Origin of the sequence: Plantactinospora soyae (genome assembly GCF_014874095.1) — a bacterium.
In the GTDB taxonomy this organism is placed as follows: domain Bacteria; phylum Actinomycetota; class Actinomycetes; order Mycobacteriales; family Micromonosporaceae; genus Plantactinospora; species Plantactinospora soyae.
The window spans coordinates 1,751,120-1,769,093 of record NZ_JADBEB010000001.1 but is presented as its reverse complement, the minus strand read 5'-3'; the positions used below and the strand labels follow the sequence as shown (position 1 = coordinate 1,769,093).

The following is a 17,974-nucleotide window of genomic DNA, read 5'->3' as shown; positions in this document are numbered from 1 at the left end:
CAGACCTCCGGAATTCTCGGCGTGGCGCGGCGAGGGACCCGCCAGCATGGTGGCGGGTACCACAGCAGTCTAGGCGGACCGCACCGGCAGCCGTCGGGCGATGCCGGCGACGCCGGTGCGGCCCCGGAGATCGAGGCGGTCTACAACCGGGGATCGACCGGCTCCGACTCGTTGGCGAGGATCGCGAAGACCAACTCGTGCCGTCGCCACAGCGGAGCGCCCTCGGCCAGCCGGTCCAGCGCCGCCAGGCCGAGCCCGTGCTCGCGCAGGGCCAGCCCCCGCTTGCGGCCCAACGACCGGTCCCGGAGTACGGCCAACTGCTCCGGTTCGGCGTACTCCGGGCCGTAGATGATCCGCAGGTACTCGCGGCCACGGCACTTGACCCCCGGCTGGAGCAGACGACCCTTGGCGTCCCGGGCGGCCAGCCCGGCGTACGGCTTCACCACCATTCCCTCGCCGCCGGAGTCGGTCAGCTCCCGCCACCAGTCGGTCGCCTCGGCGGTCGCCTGCGGGTCGGCGAGGTCCACCACCCGGCGACGGGTCGGGGTGAACAGCTCCGGATCGGCGGTGTACAGCCGGTCGGCCAGGGCCAGGTGCCAGCCGTGGTCCCGACCGGTGTGCGTGACCCCCTCGCTGGCGAGCACGGCGAACGGCGCCAGGGTCACCCCGTCCAGACCGTCGGTCGGCCGGACGTACCCCCGGTACGCCTCGGTGTAGCGGACGAGGTCCGCGTGCCGCCGGGCCATCCGGTCCCGGAGTTCGCCGACCGGCAGGGCCCGCCCGTCGGCCCGGTCCAGCAGCTCCAGTACGGCCGGCAGCGCCGCCCGTCCCGCCGCGCCGACGGCGGCGTACTGCTCCCGGATCAGTCCACCGGCCTTCGCCGACCAGGGCAGCAGCTCGCAGTCGAGGAGCAGCCAGTCGCTGTCGAGTTCCGCCCACAGCCCGCTCGCGGTGACGGCGGCGCGTACCCGGGACAGCAGGGCCCGGTCCTGTTCCCCGCCGAAGAACGGCCGGCCGGTGCGGGTGTAGATGACCCCGTCGCCTGGGCCGAACCGGCGGGCGCCGGTGCCGTCGTCCCGGCAGACCAGCACCACCGCGCGGGAGCCCATGTGCTTCTCCTCGCAGACCACCCGGTCCACCCCGGCGCTGCGGTAGTCGTCGAACGCCTGCGCCGGATGTTCCAGGAACCCCTCGACCGTGGAGGTCGAGCAGGGTGCCATCGTCGGCGGCAACCAGGGCAGCCAGCGCGGATCGACGGCGAACCGGCTCATCACCTCCAGCGCCGCGGCGGCGTTCTCCGCCGGTACGGTCACCGCGCCGTAGCCGTAGTCGATGTGCCGGCGTCCGGCGACGTCCCGCAGGTCGAGCCCGAGGTCGTCCCGCTCGGCGTCGCCCGGGGTTCCACCCGTCCGGCCCGGCTCGACGAGGAGCGGCCGGGCCGGCGGGTAGTACTCCCTGGCGGCCGGCACCGAGACCAGTTCCCGGTCGGGATAACGCAGGGCGGTCAGCGTGCCGCCGAAGACGCAGCCGGTGTCGATGCAGATGGTGTTGTTGATCCACTCGGGTACCGGGGTCGGGGTGTGGCCGTAGACGACCATGGCCGAGCCTCGGTACTCCCGGGCCCACGGGTAGCGCACCGGCAGGCCGTACTCGTCGGTTTCGCCGGTGGTCTCGCCGAACAGCGCGAACGCCCGGACCCGGCCGGACGCCCGGCCCTGGTACTCCGCCTTCAGCCCGGCGTGCGCGACCACCAGCCGCCCGCCGTCCAGCACGTAGTGGCTGACCAGGCCGTCGACGAAGGCGGAGATCTCGGCGACGAAGCCGGGGGACTCGGCGTCGAGCTGGGCCAGCGTCTCGGCCAGGCCGTGCGAGACCGTGACGTTACGGCCGCGCAGCTTGCGGAGCAGCTTCTGCTCGTGGTTGCCGGGCACGCAGAGCGCGGTACCGGCCGCGACCATCCCCATCACCAGCCGGAGTACGCCGGGCGAGTCCGGCCCCCGGTCGACCAGGTCGCCGACGAAGATCGCGGTACGTCCCTCCGGATGGACCGCGTTCACCGGCCGCCCGGCCTCGTCGCGGTGCAGCGTCCAGCCGAGCCGGACCAGCAGCGCCTCCAGTTCGGCGCGGCAGCCGTGCACGTCACCGACGATGTCGAACGGGCCGGTCAGCTCCCGGCGGTCGTTGTACAGCTTCTCGTAGCGGATCTCGGCGGCCTCGATCTCCTCGACGCCGCGCAGCACGTGCACCTTCCGGAAGCCCTCGCGCTCCAGCCGTCCGATGCTGCGCCGCAGGTCGCGCTGCATCCGGCCGAGTACGGGCCGGCCGAACGTCCGATCCGCCCGGCCCTGCGTACGCTCCCAGCACAGCGGCTCGGGCACGTCCAGCACGATCGCCACCGGCAGTACGTCGTGTTCCCGGGCGACGGTGACCAGTCCGGCCCGGGCGTGCTGCTGGAGGTTGGTGGCGTCGACCACGGTCAGCCGACCGGACCGCAGCCGCTTCCCGGCCACGTAGTGCAGTACGTCGAACGCGTCGGTGGAGGCGGACTGGTCGTTCTCGTCGTCGGCCACCATGCCCCGGAAGGTGTCCGAGGAGAGCACCTGGGTCGGCCCGAAGTGCCGGCGGGCGAAGGTCGACTTGCCCGACCCGGAGATGCCGACCAGGGCAACCAGGGCCAGCTCGGGAATGTCCAGTGTGGTCATCTCAGCTCTCCTCTCCCACGACCGGTGCCGCTGGTGCCGGCGGTGCGGTGGGGGCGGACCGGGTGAAGGCGGCGAGTTGGGTGGCGGCGCCCACCTCGGGGTCCTCGTCACCGACACCGCTGATCGTCACGGTGTAGCCGTGCCTCGCCGCGACGCCCTCGGCCCAGTCGGCGAACTCGGCCCGGGTCCACTCGAAGCGGTGGTCGCGGTGCCGGAAGGTGCCGGCGGGCAGGCCCGGATAACGCACGTTGTACTCGACGTTCGGGGTGGTCACGATCACCGTCTCCGGCCGGGCGTGGCCGAACACGGCCGCCTCCAGCGCCGGCAGGCGAGGTGGATCGAGATGCTCGATCACCTCCATCAGTACGGCGGCGTCGAACCCGCGCAGCCGGTCGTCCCGGTACGTCAGCGCGGACTGCCACAACTTGATCCGGTCGCGCTGCCGGGTGGGCAGCCGGTCGAGGCGCAGCCGCCGCTGTGCGAGGTCCAGGGTCCGGGACGACACGTCGGTGCCGACGATCTCGGTGTAGCGGCGGTCCCGGACCAGGTCGGTCAGGAGCGCGCCGCCGCCGCAGCCGAGGTCGAGAACCCGGGTGGCACCGCTGGAGCGGAGCGCCTCCAGTACGGCGGCCCGGCGCAGTGCCGCCAGCGGCTGCCGGACAACCGTGCCCGGCATCCCGGCATCCTCGTCGGCCCCGCCGTCGGTGACTTCCACGACGCTGTCCACCTCGGCCGGCTCGTCCGCCAGCCGCAACTCGGCGAGCCGGGCCAGCGCGGTTCCGGCCAGCGCCCGCCGGTGTGCCAGATAACGCCGGGTGATCAGGCCCCGCTCCGGATGGTCGGCCAGCCATCCCGCGCCGGCCCGGAGCAGCTTGTCGATCTCGTCCGGCGCGACCCAGTAGTGCTTGGCGTCGTCCAGCACCGGCAGCAGGACGTAGAGGTGGTTCAGCGCGTCGGCGAGCCGGAGCGTTCCGCGAAGGGTGAGGTCGACGTATCGGCTGTCGCCCCAGGCGGGATGCTCGGGATCGAGCGGGATTGCGCTGGCGTTCACCGTCCAGCCCATCGGGGCGAACAGCCGGCCGGCCAGCTCGGCCCCGCCCCGGCAGCGCAGCGCGGGCACCCGCAGCTCCAGCGGGATCGGCGTCGCGGCCAGCTCCGGACGGTCCTTCGAGGCACCCCGCAGTGCGGAACGGAACACGATGGACAGTGCCGAGGAGAGCAGGCTCGACGCGGCGTAGGGGCGGTCGTTGACGTACTGGCCGAGGGTGAAGTCGTCGGGGGTGGCGGTGCCGGCACCCCGGCCCGGCCTGCCCCGACGGCGGCCACCGGACAGGGCCAGCGGATCGGTGTCGAGCAGCAGCGCGGCGGTGCACCGCTCGGCGCTGGCCTCCGGATACACCACGTACGCCGTACCGGTGGGCACCGTGAACGAGTGCATCCGGTCCGGATGCTTGACGAGCAGGTAGCCCAGGTCGGTGGCCGGCTGGTGGGTGGTGGTCACGGTGATCAACACGGCAACCATGCTGACAGGTCGCCGCAGGGCCCGTCGCCCCGTTTACCGCCGCCCCTGGAACGACGGTATCGATGTCGCTGTCCGCCCGTCGCAGGCGCAGCCTCGGTGCCTGCGCCGTACCGGCGCCGTCGACGGCGACGGCGCTGTTGGGGAGCGGTGCGAATAGGGTGGCGTCGGGCGCCTGGGTCGATGTCGGGCCGGCGACCGCGACGAGCGCGACGAGCGCGCCGGTCGTACCGAGCCAGGCAAGGCGCAACGGCCGATCTCCGACGTCCAGCAATCTTTTGCCCCCGTCGATCCGTCCTCTTAGGCAAGAGGCCCGGAGGTGTACGTGACGTACGAGGAGTTCGCCGACTCCCGGCTCACCGCGCTGCTGCGCTATGCGGTGATGCTGACCGGTGATCCCCATCTCGCCCAGGACCTCGTTCAGGAGACGATGGTGCGGGTTCAGCTCAACTGGCGTCGGGTCGTCCGTGCCGACGTTCCCGACCGGTACGTCCGGCGGATGCTGACCAACCAGTACCTCGACTGGCAGCGGGGATCCTGGGTCCGGCGGGTGCTGCTGCGGGCGGACCCCGACGAGGCCGTGGTCGTACACGTCGACCACGCCGAGGCGACCGTGGACCGGGACCAGGTCTGGACCTGGCTGGCCCGGCTGCCGCGCAGGCAGCGGGCGGTGCTGGTGCTGCGGTACTACGAGGACCTGCCCGACGCCGAGATCGCGGAGGTACTCGGCTGTGCGGTCGGCACCGTCCGGTCGGCGATATCCCGGGCGCTTGCCACCCTTCGTGCCGAGTTCGTGGAGGCCTGAGATGAGCGACGACGACGGGCGGGTGTTCGAGTACTCGCGTGGGCCGGACCCGGTAGCGGTCGAGAACGAGTTGCGGGCGACGTTCGCCCGGCACGAGGAGTTGACCCCGGACGTCGGGCCGCTGCGTACGGCGATCGAGGTCGCGGCGACGGCCCGGCGGCGGCGCCGGCGGCGTTCGTTGCAGGCGACCGGTGCCGCGCTGGCGATGCTGGGCGTACTCGTGCTGCCGACGCTGGGTCGGGGCGTGGGCGTACCGCAGATCGTGGACATCGCGGTGCCGCCGCTGGCGGTCGGAACGACCGTCCCCGCCGAGCCGCTGAACTTCCTGTTGCTCGGCGTCGACGGCGGGGACGGCCGGACCAACGGCCACCGCGCGGACACCGTGCTGATCGTGCACGTACCGGCGGACCGGAGCCGGTCCTATCTCGTCTCGTTGCCCCGTGACCTCGGCGTCGAGGTGCCCGGCCACGGTTTCGGCAAGCTGAGTTCCGCGTTCTACCTCGGCAGTCACCGGCCGGGCGCCCGGCCCGACCTGGCGGCCGGCGCGGCGCTCACCGAGCGGACCGTCGCCGACCTGTCCAAGGTGCGGTTCGACGCCACCGCCACGCTCACCTACGCCGGACTGCGGGAACTGACCGACGCCGTCGGCGGAGTACGGGTGTGCCTCCCGGAGCCGGTCCGGTCGCACCACACCGCCCGGAACTTCCCGGCCGGCTGCCAGGAACTCGACGGGGCCGGGGCGCAGGACCTGCTCCGTCAGCGGTACAAGCTGAAAAACGGGGCACACGACCGCGACCGCAACGGGCAGCGGTTCGCCGAGGCGCTGATGCACCGGGTCACCGATCCCGCGACCGCGATGAATCCGATCCGGGTCACCGAGCTGGTTCGGGCGGTCGGCGACAACCTCGTACTGGATCTCGACGGGATGACCCCGGCGGAGCTGTTCAGCGCGCTGCGGACGGTGGCCGCGGCGGACGCGGTGGGGATCGGCTGGACGTACCACTCCGCGCGTGGGCCCGGGGGCGAGTACGAGAGCCTGGACCAGGCGGAGGGCCGCAGTCTGTTCGACGCCCTCCGGCGGGACGCGCTGGACGACTGGGCCGGCGAGCATCCGACCCGGGTCACCCGGTGAGCGGGGCGCCCGGCCGAACCCCGTCGACGGCGGACGGGCGGGGGTGCCGGTCGATCTCGTCGTGAACTGTTCACGTCCCCGTCATCTCGTTCCTGCCCTGGTCAGAGGCGTGGCCCGTACACTCGCCGGGTCCGCGGGGCGGTCCGGCGGGACGGAGGCGCGAACGATGACGCACGACGACGCCGGACGACCCCGCCGTACGCCGGGCCGGATCGTCATGCTGGTCGACAACGGCGTGAACGGGGACTCCCGGGTACAGAAGCAGGCCCGTTCGGCGGCGGACGCCGGCTGGGACGTGACCCTGCTGGGCCGGTCGCCGACCGGAGCGCCGCAGAGCTGGCGACTCGGCGCGGCGCTGGTCCGGCTGCTCCCCATGCCGGAGCCGCTGTTCCGCAAGCGCCACCAGTTCCGGCGCGCCTGGCTGCGCTGGCCGCTGGCCTATCCGCCCACCGGGATCGCCGAACACCGGGCGCAGCAGGTGGCGGCCTGGCAGGCGGACCTGCGGGTCCGGGGCGCCCTGCTCGACCTCGACGCCCGGTCCGGCCGCCGCCCCCGGCCGATGGCGCAGCGGTGGCGACGGATCCAACTGGTGCTGGCCCGGCTGCTCGGCTACTGGGTCTGGGTCCGGACCAAGATGCACAACCGGGCCCAGCACGCCCGCCGGTACCGCAACCCGTGGGACCGGGCGTACACCTGGTTCTGGCAGTCGGTGCACGGCGACGGTGCCTGGCGTCGGCTCGAACCGGGGCTGTGGGACTACGAGCTGGCGTACGGGCCGGTCCTCGACGAGCTGGCCCCGGACCTGATCCACGCGAACGACTTCCGGATGCTCGGGGTGGGCGCCCGGGCCGCGATCCGGGGCCGCGCCGCGGGGCGGCCGGTCAAACTCGTCTGGGACGCGCACGAGTTCCTGCCCGGGATCCGCCCGTGGCAGCCGAACATCCGCTGGCTGCCCGCGCATCGGGCACACGAGCGCGAGTACGCCCCGTACGCCGATGCCGTGGTCACCGTCTCGGACGCCCTCGCCGAGCTACTGCGCGCCGAGCATCACCTCGCCGAGACCCCGGCCGTGGTGCTCAACGCCCCCGCCGTCGAGCACGATCCGGGGAGCCCGGACCAGCCCGTTCCGGACCTGCGCCAGCTCTGCGGGGTGGGTGCCGACGTTCCGCTGCTGGTCTACAGCGGCAGTGCCGCCGAGCCGCGTGGGCTCCGCACGATGGTCGACGCCCTGCCCGAGCTGCCCGGCGTGCACGTCGCCCTGGTGGTCAACCCCGCCCTGCGGTACGTCGAGAAGCTCGTCGCCCACGTCGGCCGGCTCGGCCTGACAGACAGGGTGCACGTGCTGCCGTACGTCGAACACTGGCAGGTGGTGCCGTTCCTGGCCGCCGCCGACGTCGGGGTGATCCCGATCCACCACTGGCCCAACCACGAGATCGCCCTGATCACGAAGTTCTTCGAGTACGCCCACGCCCGCCTGCCGGTGGTGGTCAGCGACGTACGGACCATGGCGGAGACGGTGCGGTCGACCGGCCAGGGGGAGGTGTTCCGGGCCGAGGACGTCGCCGACTACGTACGCGCGGTCCGGACCGTACTGGCCGACCGGGAGCGGTACCGGGCCGCCTACGACCGGCCGGGACTACTCGCCGGCTGGACCTGGGCGGCTCAGGCCGAGATCCTCGACGCCGTCTACCGCCGCCTGCTGCCCGATCCCGCAGGCCCGCCGGACCAGACGTCCGGAGCGGACCGGGTGCCGGTGTCGGCGGTGGCCGGGTCGACGCGGGTGGGTCAGCGGTAGTCGTCCTCGGGGCCGACCACCTGGGCCTGCTCGATCGCGTCGGCCTCGTTGACCTCCGGGCCGCGCTGGACGTCCGACTGTTCCTCGGTCGTCGGGTCCGCGACGGTCGCCTGTTCCACGGCGTCCGCGGGCGGCGCCTCCGGGTCGCGCTCGTCCGGGGTGAGGTGATCGCCGGGAGCGAAGTCCTCGTCGGGCTGTCCCATGATGTCTCCTGCCGGTCCGTGCTGCTCTTCCCACCGCTCCTGCCGGTCCGTGCTGCTTTTCCCACCGTACGGGCTGTTCGCGCCGCCGGCACCGGAGAGCACGGTGCCCGGTCCCGAGCCGGCTAAACCGCCCGTCCGGGTTTGACCCCCATGTCAGGATGGGGCGGTGAGTTTCCTGATCAGACTGCTGATCGGCGCGGTGGCGCTGTGGATCACCAGTCTGGCGGTGCCCGGCATTGAACTGACCGGCCGGTCCGCCCTGGACGACGCGCTGACGGTGCTCGTCGTGGCGTTGATCTTCGGTGTCGTCAACGCGGTCGTGAAGCCGATCATCCGGGTCGTCGGCTGCGCGTTCTACGTCCTCACCCTGGGGCTGTTCGCCCTGGTCGTCAACGCGCTGCTCTTCCTGCTCACGGACTGGATCGCGCACCTGTTCGACCTGCCGTTCGAGATCGACGGCTTCTGGCCGGCCTTCTGGGGCGCCATCGTGATGGCGGTGGTGACCTGGTTGATCGGCGTCGTCGTACCGGACCGGTCCGAGCGCTGAACCTGGGGACGGGTGGGTTGCGGTGCCGCGAGCGGGCTGCGGGATACTTCGGGCGGAGGACAGCGCGGTCCGGCGCACTACATCAGACAGCGGCCGTCGAGGCCGAGAGCGGTTAGTAAGGAGCATTTGACATGCCCATCGCCTCCCCCGAGGTCTACGCCGAGATGCTCGACCGCGCCAAGGCGGGCCGGTTCGCGTACCCCGCGATCAACGTGACCTCCTCGCAGACCCTGAACGCGGCCCTGCGCGGCTTCGCCGACGCGGAGAGCGACGGCATCATCCAGGTCTCCACCGGTGGTGCCGAGTACCTCTCCGGCCCCAGCGTCAAGGACATGGTCAGCGGCGCGGTCGCGTTCGCGGCGTACGCCCGCGAGGTCGCCAAGAACTATGGCGTCAACGTCGCGCTGCACACCGACCACTGCCCGAAGAACAAGTTGGACGGCTTCGTCCGCCCGCTGATGGCCATCTCCAAGGACCGGGTGGCCCGGGGCGAGGAGCCGCTGTTCCAGTCGCACATGTGGGACGGCTCGGCCGTACCGGTCAAGGAGAACCTGGAGATCGCCTCGCAGTTGCTCGACGACGCGGCGGCCGGGCACATCGTGCTGGAGATCGAGGTCGGGGTCGTCGGCGGCGAGGAGGACGGCGTCGAGAACGCGATCAACGACAAGCTCTACACCACGGTCGAGGACGGCCTGGCCATGGTCGAGGCGCTCGGCCTCGGCGAGAAGGGCCGCTACATGGCGGCGCTGACCTTCGGCAACGTGCACGGCGTCTACAAGCCCGGCAACGTGAAGCTGCGTCCGGAGATCCTCAACGAGATCCAGCAGGCGGTCGGCGCCAAGTTCGGCAAGGACAAGCCGCTCAGCCTGGTCTTCCACGGCGGCTCCGGCTCGCTGCTGGAGGAGATCCGTGAGGCGCTGGACTACGGCGTGGTGAAGATGAACATCGACACCGACACCCAGTACGCGTTCAGCCGCCCGGTCGCGGACCACATGTTCCGGAACTACGACGGCGTGCTGAAGGTCGACGGCGAGGTCGGCAACAAGAAGATGTACGACCCTCGGGTGTGGGGCAAGGCGGCCGAGGCCGGGCTGTCCCAGCGGGTCGTCGAGGCGTGTGAGCACCTCCGCTCCACCGGTACGACCCTGGCCAAGTAGGGCCCTTTGACGGCGGATGGCCGGGTGGCCGTCCGCCGTCGTCGTACCCGGGCCGGGGTCAGGGGCCCGTGGTGAGCAGCCGTACCGCCTCGTGCACGTCGTCGGTGATGTGCACGAGGTGGGCCAGGTCACCGGCCGGCGACAGGGCCAGCAACGGATGCAGCAGCGCCTCGATCGGCAGGGTCTGGGTCCAGAAGACGCTGTCCAGGAAGACGTACGGGCCGCTCGCGCCGTCGGTGCCGTAGAACGTCTTGGTCGCCGCCTGGAACACCTCCTGCACGGTGCCGGCCCGACCGGCGGCGAACACGATCCCGCCCCGGGCCAGCCGCAGGATGGTGTCCTCGCGGATCGCGTTGGAGAAGTACTTCGCGATCCGGCCCGCGAACAGGTTCGCCGGCTCGTGCCCGTACAGCCAGGTGGGGATGGCCAGGCCACCACGCCGGGCCCAGCCGTGCGGGTCGGCGTCCACCGCACCCTCACCGGTCCGCGCGTGCGGGACCGCCGGTTCGAACCGGGCCCGGACTCCGAGCGCGGCGGCCGTGTACGGGTCGTGGTCGCTGAAGTCCGGAGCGGTGGCGAGGAGGTCGATTGCCGCGCTCAGGTCGGCCGGCGAGCGCTCGGACAGGTAGGCGCCGAGATTCGCCGCCTCCATCACCCCCGGCCCGCCACCGGTCACCACCAGCCGCCCGGCCCGGGCGAGTTCCCAGCCCAGCGTCGCGGCCAGCCGGTACGCGGCGGTGCCACGCGGTACGGCGTGCCCACCCATCACCCCGACCATCGAGCCGGGGCCGTGCCGGGCCAGCCAGGACCGGGTGGCGTCGGCCAGGGCGTTGTCGATGGCGTGGTCGTGCAGCCGCTGGGCCAGCGCCTCGCGTACCTCCGGCAGCGCGCCGCCGTGCAGCCGGAAGTGGTCGTAGACCACGGCGTCGTACATCCCGGCGAACCCGTCCGACGCGAAGCCGGCGGCCAGGTCGTCCGGGGTGTAGAGCCGGGGCGGATGGGTCGGGTACGGCAGCGCGGTGAACGCCGGTACGACGTGCGCGCCACGGCGTACCAGACCTGCCTCGATCTCCCGGGACGCGAACCGGCAGCCCACGAAGAGGGTGCCGGTCAGGTCGACGGACTCCAGGTCCGGAACCGGGTCGAGATCCAGCCGCAGCCCCTGCACGGTCAGCCGGGCGAGGCTGCCGGCCCGGAGATGGGAGTCGAGTTCCGCACGCGACTCGATCTCGTCGGCGGTGTCGTCGTGCGGTTCGAGGACGTCAGCGGGGGGCGGGGTGGGCACCCTGCCATCTTGCCGGGGGCGGGCAACCGCCCGGCCGCCGGGCTCTGTCACGCGTCTGTCGGGTGGGGGCGGGCGGCAAACCGGCGAGAGCCCGACGACCAGGGTCGCCGGGCTCTCTGTTACCGGGTCCTGGGGAGGCTCCGGACCTTCATTTGTAGTCCAGTCCGCGCTGAACCGCACCGGCCGCACGCGTGACGGGTCCCTCAACCGTTCAGCCAGCATGCGTGACACACCCCGCTGGTCGGGGCCGGCCGGGGCCGGGTTGAATGGTCCGATGCAGAACCTCTTGCCCGAACCGCCGGCAACGCTCCTTTCCGCGGACGACAACGCCGAGGAAGCGCTCGCCGCCGCGCGGCAGGCCGACACCGACGAGGCGTACGCCTCGGTCGCCGCACAGCATCCGACCTTCAGTGCGGCCTGGGCGGTGCTGGCAGCCCGGTCCATGGCCGCCGGCCAGGTCGTCGCCGCCTACGCGTACGCCCGGACCGGCTACCACCGGGGTCTGGACCAGTTGCGCCGCAGCGGCTGGAAGGGACACGGTCCGGTGCCCTGGGCACACGGCCCCAACCAGGGGTTCCTGCGCTGCCTGCACGTGCTGTCCCGGGCGGCCGGCGAGATCGGTGAGTCCGACGAGGCGGCCCGGTGTGCCCAGTTCCTCCGGGACTGCGACCCGGCGGCCGGTGACGCCCTCTCCGGCACCTGACCCTCTCTGACCTGCCTCGCCCGGCGCCGACCCCGCCGGGCGCGGTGGTGTGCGGCGGGCGATGCGCCTAGGGCCAGCCATCGAGCCGGAAGACATCGCCGGCACGGTGGGCGGCCACTGCGGCGCTGGTGTACGGGAAGGTGTTGCCGGGCAGCCGATGAGCCGGGACCCACCTGATCTCGGCGCATTTGTGCGGTTCGGCGTTCACCGGCGTCCCGTGTCGGTCCGGATCGTAGGTGGCGGCGAAGACGAGGCCGATCCGTCCCTGACCGGCCGCGTTGCGGTGGTGCACCGTGGTGGCCAGCCGCAGTTCCCCCGGGTCCAGGTCCAGCCCGATCTCCTCGCGGGTCTCCCGGATCACGGCGGTCCGCGCGTCCTCGCCGGCCTCGAGCTTGCCGCTGGGCAGATTCCACTGGCCGTCCGCGTAGCCGGTGCCGTCCCGGAGCGCGAGCAGCACCCGGTCCCCGTGGGCCAGCAGGAGCATGACGTCGACGGGGTGTGTCGGATGCGACATCCGCCGAGACTAACCGGGGCGGTCGACGGGAGATGATCGACCCGCTGGCCGACCCGGTCGGTGTACCCGGGCGGAAGTCAGTGGGCGGCTTCGCGCAGGCGGCGCCGATAGCTGCGGTTCTTGTTCCGGGCCCCGCACAGCCGCATCGTGCACCAGCGGCTGGATCCGTTGCGCGACTGGTCGTAGAAGACCCAGCGGCAACTGTCGGCCTGGCAGACCTTCAGCCGGCCAAGCGTGCCGTCGGCGTCGCCGAGGGCCAGCGCCGCCAGGATCGCCGCGAGCGCCCCGGGCAGCCCGGCACGGGTCGGGGCGAGGGTGATCGTCTCGCCGACCACGACGGTGAGCGGCAGGTCGGCGGCGGCTTCGGCGAGCACGCTCCGGCCCCGGGCCCGACGGTCCCCACTCGGGTCCGCCGCTGCGGGGCCGGGCTGACCGGGGATCGCCGGAACGCTCAGCAGGTCCCGGAGCGCCTCGCGGAACCGCAGCGCGCGGTGCACCTCGGCGGGACCCGTTTCGGGTACGTCCGCCGGATGACCATTGGCGTTCAGCCAGGTCACGAGGCTGTCGACCTCGGCGAGGTCGTCCCAGCCGCCCTCGAAGTCCACGCTGTTGCAGAAGTCCTGTACGAGGCGGAGCCGGCCCGGTGCGGGGCGTCGGGCGTCGGCGTCCTCGGTCATAGAGACCAGCATATCCAGTTGACCGGTATCGCCGTACCGTGCTCCACTGCTCGCGATGCCAGTGAAAACGCTTAGGCGGTATCTCAACTGCGAAGGACTGTTCCGATGACGATGATCCGAACCGCCCATCCCGAGGAGATTCCGGCCCTCGTCCAGTACCCCGACGACGTCGAGCGGAACGACGCCACCCGCGCGTACCTGACCGACCTGCTCGCCAAGGGCTGCACCCGGCCGCAGTGGTGCCTGGTGGCCGAGGGCGGTGGCCACCTGGTCGGCAGCGTGGTGCTCTGGGCCCTGCCCGGCGGTGAGGTGCCCACCGACGTCGTACTCCTGGAGGCTCCCTGGGCCGACCCCGAGCCGGCCGTCGGGCTCGCGCTGCTCACCGAGGCGGCCGTCGTGGCGGGCAGGCACGGGGCCACCGGGCTGGGCCACGTCGTCGACTCGCCGGCCCAGGCGCCGCAGTTCCAGCGCGACCGCGAGCGCCGGATCGACCTACTGAGCCGGGCCGGGTTCGCCGTCGCCCGGGACGGCCGGCGCTTCCGCTGGCTGGCCGGCGCCGAACTGCCCGCGCCGGATCCACGGTTGCACTTCCGGTCCCTCGCCGAGCTGGGCCCCGAACCCTTCGTCGACCTGCTGGCGGCCCTCCTGGCGGACACCGCCGACGCCCGGCTCGGCGCGGACGTCCGGCGACACGGCGTACGCAGGGCGGCCGAGCTGCTGTTCGAGGAGTCGGCGGAACTCGACCACGAACCGCAGTGGTGGGAGATCGGGTACGCCGCCGACGGGAGCCCGGCCGTGGTCAGCCTGCCGGCCCGCAGCCCCGCCTTTCCGGTGATCGGCTTCGTCGGCGTCGCCCCCGCGCACCGGGGCAGGGGCTACAGCCGCTCGGTCGTGGCACGCGGGACCAGCATCCTGGTCGAGAACGGTGCCACCGAGATCCGTGGCGACTGCGACGTCCAGAACGTCGCGATGTACAAGGGCTTCCAGCGCGCCGGCTACGACAACTTCGCGGACCGGCTGGAGTTCACCCGCTCGTTCTGACTCGGGATTCCTCCTACAGCCCCTCGGCCACCGAGGCGGCGATCTTCAACCAGGCGTCCCGGGTCGCGGACGAGAGCCCGGCGTACCGGATCGGCTCGCCGGTGTCGATCAGGCGCTCGTACGGGGCCAGCAGCACCGACCGGGTCCGGGCCGCGAAGTGCCGCTCGATCGCCGGCAGGTCGATCTCCTTGCGGGAGGGTGGCATGGAGACCACCGTCACCGCCTGCCGGACCAGCCGCTGTCGGCCACTCTGCTCCAGGTGGTCCAGCATCCGGGCGGCGGTCTCGGCCGAGTCGTTACGGGCGGACATGGTCACCACGAGCTGGTCGGTGGCGTCGATCGCCGCCTGCCAGTTCTGGGCCCGGACGTTGTTGCCGGTGTCCACGAAGATCAGCTTGTAGAACCGGCTGACCACCTCACGGATCTCCGCGAACGCGGCGGCGGTCAGCATCTCGCCGCCGGTGGCCGACTCGTCGGAGGCGAGTACGTCGAACATGCCCTCGCTCTGCGAACGCACGTACTGCGACAGGTCGCCGACCCGGCCCTGCGCGCCCCGGAACTGGTAGAGGTCCCGCAGCATGTCCCGGACGGTCCGGGAGTGGAAGTCCTGCTGGGCCCGCATGCCGAGGGTGCCCTGGGTCTCGTTGTTGTCCCAGGCGAGCACGTAGCCGCCGCGCTTCTGCCCGAAGGTCATCGCCAGCAGCAGGATCGCCACCGTCTTTCCGGCGCCGCCCTTCGGGTTGACCACCGTCACCTGACGCAGCCCGCCGAAGTTCCGGCGGATCATCTCGATGTCCTGCTTGAACTCCTGCTCCTGCCGACCGGGCGCGAGCCGGACCAGCCCGAGCGTGGTCTTGTTGACCGCGGCCCGTACGCCCATCTGCGCGACGGGGTCGGCCGGCCGGACCGCCCGGCGGCGGGCGAAGTCCTCCGCCGTGGGTGTCCCCGAGTCCGGCGTCCAGAGCGGGTCCGGGTAGCTCTGGGACGCCTGGTTCGGCACCCGCTGCACGCCGGGAGCCTCCGGGTACGGCTGCTGCGGCACCTCGCTGACTCCGGGGTGCGGCGGAACGGGCGGGGGCTCGTGGCCGGGCGGCGGTTGCGGTGCCCAGCCGGACTGGTGTCCGGTCGGCGGCGGGCCGGGTACCGGCGGCGGCGGATAGGCCGGATATCCCTGCGAAGCCGGGTAGCCGGAGGTGGCCGGATAGTTGGTCCCCGTCGGCGGTGGATACCCGACCGGGGGCGGCGGGATCTGCTGGGGCGGGGCCGGCGGATGGACCGGTGGCCCCGGCACCGGCGGGTACGCCGACACCGGCCGCGCCGCAGCCGAGTACGGGTTCGGGGCGAGCGTGGGCGGGTACGGGCCGACGACCGGCGGGGCCGATCCCGTCGGCGGCGGCTCCGCACCGGTGGTCGGCTGCGGAGTGACCGGCCGCTGCGGCGGTTGCGCCCACGGGGACTCGGCGGCGGGCCGGGGCGTCGAGCCGACGTCCGGCTGGCTGCGGCTGCTGGCCGGCAGCGTCGCCCGACCTCGCGCCGGCTCGGCCGGTCGACCGGCCTGGACGGCGTCCTCGGCCGGGGCCGCGCCGGTCTCGGCCGCACCGCCGTCGGGCGGGGACTCGCGCTGCTCCACTGCGGCATCGGCCCGTCCGGTGCTGCGGGCGGGATCGGCGACCGGCGCCCCGTCGGCGTTCGGGCCGGCCGCGGCTCCGATGATGCTCGGGCTGGTCGCCGCCGCCCCGGTGTTCGGGCTGGCCGCCGCCTCGCCGGTGGCCGGGTTGGCGGACGCCGCGCCGGTGACCGGGTTCGGAGACGCCTCACCGATGACCTGACCGGCGACCGCCTCGCCCGTGACCGGAGTGCCGGAACCCGTGGCCGGGTTGCCGGAACCCGTCGCCAGGTTGCCGGAACCCGTGGCCGGACTGCTGGAACCAGTGGCCGGGTTGCCGGAACCCGTGGCGGGGTTCGCGGGATTCGGGGTCGGGTTCGCGGACGTCCCGCCGATGGTCGGGCTGACCGAGGCCTTGCCGGCGTTCGGGCTGACGGACGCCTTTCCGGAGGGCCGTGGCTCGACGGACGCCTTGCCGGCGGCCGGGCTGACGGAGGCCTTCCCGGACGGGCGCGGTTCGACCGACGCCTTTCCGGAAGGTCGCGGTTCGACCGGTCCGGGGCGCTGCTCGGTGCCGTTCGCCGGCCGGTCCGGCGCCCCGGTGTTCTCCGGACGCCCGGTCGTGTCGGCACGGCGGGTGTCGCCGGTGTTCACCGTCGCGCGGCCCCGGCTGGAGCTCCCACCGGTGGTGGGCCAGGCCCGGGGCGAGCTGACAGGTGCGGCCGAGTTCGGCACACCGGAGTGTGGCGCCGGAACGGGCGGAGTCGGTGGCGGCACGAGCGGAACGGCGGTCACCGGTGGAATGGGTACCGGCTGGCCGACGGCGGGGAGGTGCGGAGCGGCGGGACCGGGCGGCGGGCCGAAGGCGGGCGGGATGGCCTGCACCGGCGGCACGGGTCCGGGCGGTGCCGGGATCGCGGGCGGCGTACTCGGATGGAACGGCGGATGCGCGACCGGCTGCGGAACTCCCGCCAGTGGATCGGGCGGCGGCGGGGTGGCATCGGGCAGCGGTGGCGGGGGCGGCGCCCAACCGGAGATCGGTCCGGAGTCCTCGCGAGGCTCGGCGACGATCTCGTCCGGTGGCCACAGCGGCTCTTCCGCACGCGGCGCCGCCGGAACCTGACCGGGCACGTACACCCGGTTTCCATGATTGTCCACCACGGCCTACCTACCTCCCCTCCACTACCCGAGGATATGCCCGCCGATCGGCCTTGGGCCGGGCACGAAGGTCCCCACCTACAGCCTTCCACAAGAGATCAGTGGTCGTACACTGCCCACGCCCCCGGCTCGACCCACCACGACCGCTTCCGGCTCAACGTCCCGGAAACCCCGTCGTCGAGGAACGGAACCTCCGGATCCCGAGGGGTGACCGCAACCGCGCGGCCCCGGGCCCGGCGCACCTCCAGGCGTACCCGCTGGCGGCCCCAGCGGGACCGGGCCACGACCGGTACGGCCACCGCGACCTCGACCACGCCGTCGGTCGGGTCCGCCGTCGAGAGCAGTGCCAACCCGGCCAACTCGGCATAGCCGCCCGCGTTGCCGATCGCGCAGGCGAACAGCGGATCGTCGCCAGCCGACAGCACGGCGTCGTCGACCTCGACCCGTCCGCGCCAGGCCAGCGGCTGGCCGTCGTCGTTGGCGGCGCCGAGCAGTGCGCCGTCCAGAGTGACCGAACCGCCGTCGTTGCGGAGCAGGTCGAGGCGGCGTACCCGGCCGTCCAGCACCGCCGCCGCGACTCCGGCCGGGTCGCGGGGAAGCCGGAGCTGGCCGACCAGGTCGCGGAACGTCTCCGCGGCCGTCGTACCCGACCGGGCCGGGTCGAGCGGCAACAGGCCGACCGGCGGCAGGTCGGGAACCGTGCGGTTGCCGGCGAGGTCGCTCGGGCGACGGCTGGGCGGCGGGGCGTAGCGGCGGACCATCCGACGCATTACTGCGCGCAACTGACTGTCACTCGCGGTAGCGATCACGAGTCGCGTCTTACCATCCGGATCGGGCCAGTCGAGCCCGTCCGGCCGGGGCGGGCCGTCCAGCCGGGCCAGTACCGCGTCGATCTCCGCGTCCGAGCGGGCGGTCACCGACTCGACCCGGGCGCCCCGGGCCGTCAGGGCATCCGCACAGGCCAACACGGGTACGCGTGGAGTGTCCGCACAGTCGGCCCGACTGCCGGCCGGGCCGGCGGAGCAGCAGTCGCCGCCCGAGCCACAGCCCGCCGCGCCGTCCTCACCCGAGTCGAGGGTGAGCAGTACCACGTCGTACACCGGGAGTCGCCTCCTGCCGCCAGCCCGGCC

The 17,974-nt window shown here is 73.0% G+C and carries 15 protein-coding genes; 7 read left to right on the top strand and 8 right to left on the bottom strand.

Annotated features, from left to right (window positions below):
• Positions 1-140 precede the first annotated feature (140 nt).
• Positions 141-2,702: a polynucleotide kinase-phosphatase gene (locus H4W31_RS07850; protein WP_192766053.1), complete on the bottom strand. Its 2,562-nt coding sequence runs from the start codon at positions 2,700-2,702 to the stop codon at positions 141-143.
• A 1-nt stretch (position 2,703) separates the two neighbouring features.
• Positions 2,704-4,215, bottom strand: a complete 1,512-nt coding sequence (locus tag H4W31_RS07845) for a 3' terminal RNA ribose 2'-O-methyltransferase Hen1 (protein ID WP_192766052.1) — start codon at positions 4,213-4,215, stop codon at positions 2,704-2,706.
• A 331-nt stretch (positions 4,216-4,546) separates the two neighbouring features.
• Here H4W31_RS07845 and H4W31_RS07840 point away from each other — a divergent pair, with 331 nt between their 5' ends.
• The 3 genes from H4W31_RS07840 to H4W31_RS07830 all read left to right on the top strand — a co-directional run bounded on the left by H4W31_RS07840 (position 4,547) and on the right by H4W31_RS07830 (position 7,953).
• Positions 4,547-5,026, top strand: coding sequence for a SigE family RNA polymerase sigma factor (locus tag H4W31_RS07840; protein WP_192766051.1), 480 nt, complete (start codon positions 4,547-4,549; stop codon positions 5,024-5,026).
• A 1-nt stretch (position 5,027) separates the two neighbouring features.
• Positions 5,028-6,158, top strand: coding sequence for an LCP family protein (locus H4W31_RS07835; RefSeq protein ID WP_192766050.1), 1,131 nt, complete (start codon positions 5,028-5,030; stop codon positions 6,156-6,158).
• Positions 6,159-6,375: 217 nt separating this feature from the next.
• Positions 6,376-7,953, top strand: coding sequence for a glycosyltransferase family 4 protein (locus H4W31_RS07830; protein WP_192771919.1), 1,578 nt, complete (start codon positions 6,376-6,378; stop codon positions 7,951-7,953).
• Here the strand turns inward: H4W31_RS07830 and H4W31_RS07825 are convergent.
• Positions 7,944-8,156, bottom strand: a complete 213-nt coding sequence (locus tag H4W31_RS07825; protein WP_192766049.1) for a hypothetical protein — start codon at positions 8,154-8,156, stop codon at positions 7,944-7,946. The genes H4W31_RS07830 and H4W31_RS07825 overlap by 10 nt on opposite strands.
• Positions 8,157-8,322: 166 nt before the next feature.
• Here H4W31_RS07825 and H4W31_RS07820 point away from each other — a divergent pair, with 166 nt between their 5' ends.
• Both H4W31_RS07820 and fbaA read left to right on the top strand, forming a co-directional pair.
• Positions 8,323-8,703 carry a phage holin family protein gene (locus tag H4W31_RS07820; protein WP_192766048.1) on the top strand — a complete coding sequence of 127 codons (381 nt, stop codon included), beginning with the start codon at positions 8,323-8,325 and terminating at the stop codon, positions 8,701-8,703.
• Positions 8,704-8,834: 131 nt separating this feature from the next.
• A complete protein-coding gene (gene fbaA, locus H4W31_RS07815) occupies positions 8,835-9,860 on the top strand; it encodes a class II fructose-bisphosphate aldolase (RefSeq protein ID WP_192766047.1) in 1,026 nt (341 codons plus the stop codon).
• Between the two features lie 58 nt (positions 9,861-9,918).
• On the opposite strand, the gene H4W31_RS07810 is transcribed toward fbaA, so the two are convergent.
• Complete coding sequence (locus H4W31_RS07810) at positions 9,919-11,145, bottom strand: LOG family protein (RefSeq protein WP_318783078.1); 1,227 nt, start codon at positions 11,143-11,145, stop codon at positions 9,919-9,921.
• Positions 11,146-11,419: 274 nt separating this feature from the next.
• On the opposite strand from H4W31_RS07810, the gene H4W31_RS07805 reads away from it, so the two are divergent.
• Positions 11,420-11,848 carry a DUF3151 domain-containing protein gene (locus tag H4W31_RS07805; RefSeq protein ID WP_192766045.1) on the top strand — a complete coding sequence of 143 codons (429 nt, stop codon included), beginning with the start codon at positions 11,420-11,422 and terminating at the stop codon, positions 11,846-11,848.
• Between the two features lie 67 nt (positions 11,849-11,915).
• On the opposite strand, the gene H4W31_RS07800 is transcribed toward H4W31_RS07805, so the two are convergent.
• Positions 11,916-12,362, bottom strand: coding sequence for an NUDIX hydrolase (locus H4W31_RS07800; protein ID WP_192766044.1), 447 nt, complete (start codon positions 12,360-12,362; stop codon positions 11,916-11,918).
• A 77-nt stretch (positions 12,363-12,439) separates the two neighbouring features.
• Positions 12,440-13,039, bottom strand: coding sequence for a CGNR zinc finger domain-containing protein (locus tag H4W31_RS07795; RefSeq protein ID WP_192766043.1), 600 nt, complete (start codon positions 13,037-13,039; stop codon positions 12,440-12,442).
• A 105-nt stretch (positions 13,040-13,144) separates the two neighbouring features.
• Here H4W31_RS07795 and H4W31_RS07790 point away from each other — a divergent pair, with 105 nt between their 5' ends.
• Positions 13,145-14,080 carry a GNAT family N-acetyltransferase gene (locus H4W31_RS07790; protein ID WP_192766042.1) on the top strand — a complete coding sequence of 312 codons (936 nt, stop codon included), beginning with the start codon at positions 13,145-13,147 and terminating at the stop codon, positions 14,078-14,080.
• A 13-nt stretch (positions 14,081-14,093) separates the two neighbouring features.
• On the opposite strand, the gene H4W31_RS43670 is transcribed toward H4W31_RS07790, so the two are convergent.
• Positions 14,094-16,844: a MinD/ParA family ATP-binding protein gene (locus tag H4W31_RS43670; RefSeq protein ID WP_192766041.1), complete on the bottom strand. Its 2,751-nt coding sequence runs from the start codon at positions 16,842-16,844 to the stop codon at positions 14,094-14,096.
• 98 nt (positions 16,845-16,942) lie between these two features.
• Entirely contained in the window at positions 16,943-17,944 is a 1,002-nt protein-coding gene (locus tag H4W31_RS07780) for a diacylglycerol kinase family protein (RefSeq protein ID WP_192766040.1), read from the bottom strand.
• Positions 17,945-17,974: the final 30 nt, after the last annotated feature.

What these genes read in the sequence shown, in the direction of transcription:
- H4W31_RS07850 (WP_192766053.1), bottom strand. Translation starts at nt 2,702, where the DNA reads ATGACCACACTGGACATTCCCGAGCTGGCCCTGGTTGCCCTGGTCGGC.
- H4W31_RS07835 (WP_192766050.1), top strand. Translation starts at nt 5,028, where the DNA reads ATGAGCGACGACGACGGGCGGGTGTTCGAGTACTCGCGTGGGCCGGAC.
- H4W31_RS07830 (WP_192771919.1), top strand. Translation starts at nt 6,376, where the DNA reads ATGCTGGTCGACAACGGCGTGAACGGGGACTCCCGGGTACAGAAGCAG.
- H4W31_RS07825 (WP_192766049.1), bottom strand. Translation starts at nt 8,156, where the DNA reads ATGGGACAGCCCGACGAGGACTTCGCTCCCGGCGATCACCTCACCCCG.
- fbaA (WP_192766047.1), top strand. Translation starts at nt 8,835, where the DNA reads ATGCCCATCGCCTCCCCCGAGGTCTACGCCGAGATGCTCGACCGCGCC.
- H4W31_RS07805 (WP_192766045.1), top strand. Translation starts at nt 11,420, where the DNA reads ATGCAGAACCTCTTGCCCGAACCGCCGGCAACGCTCCTTTCCGCGGAC.
- H4W31_RS07800 (WP_192766044.1), bottom strand. Translation starts at nt 12,362, where the DNA reads ATGTCGCATCCGACACACCCCGTCGACGTCATGCTCCTGCTGGCCCAC.
- H4W31_RS07795 (WP_192766043.1), bottom strand. Translation starts at nt 13,039, where the DNA reads ATGACCGAGGACGCCGACGCCCGACGCCCCGCACCGGGCCGGCTCCGC.
- H4W31_RS07790 (WP_192766042.1), top strand. Translation starts at nt 13,145, where the DNA reads ATGACGATGATCCGAACCGCCCATCCCGAGGAGATTCCGGCCCTCGTC.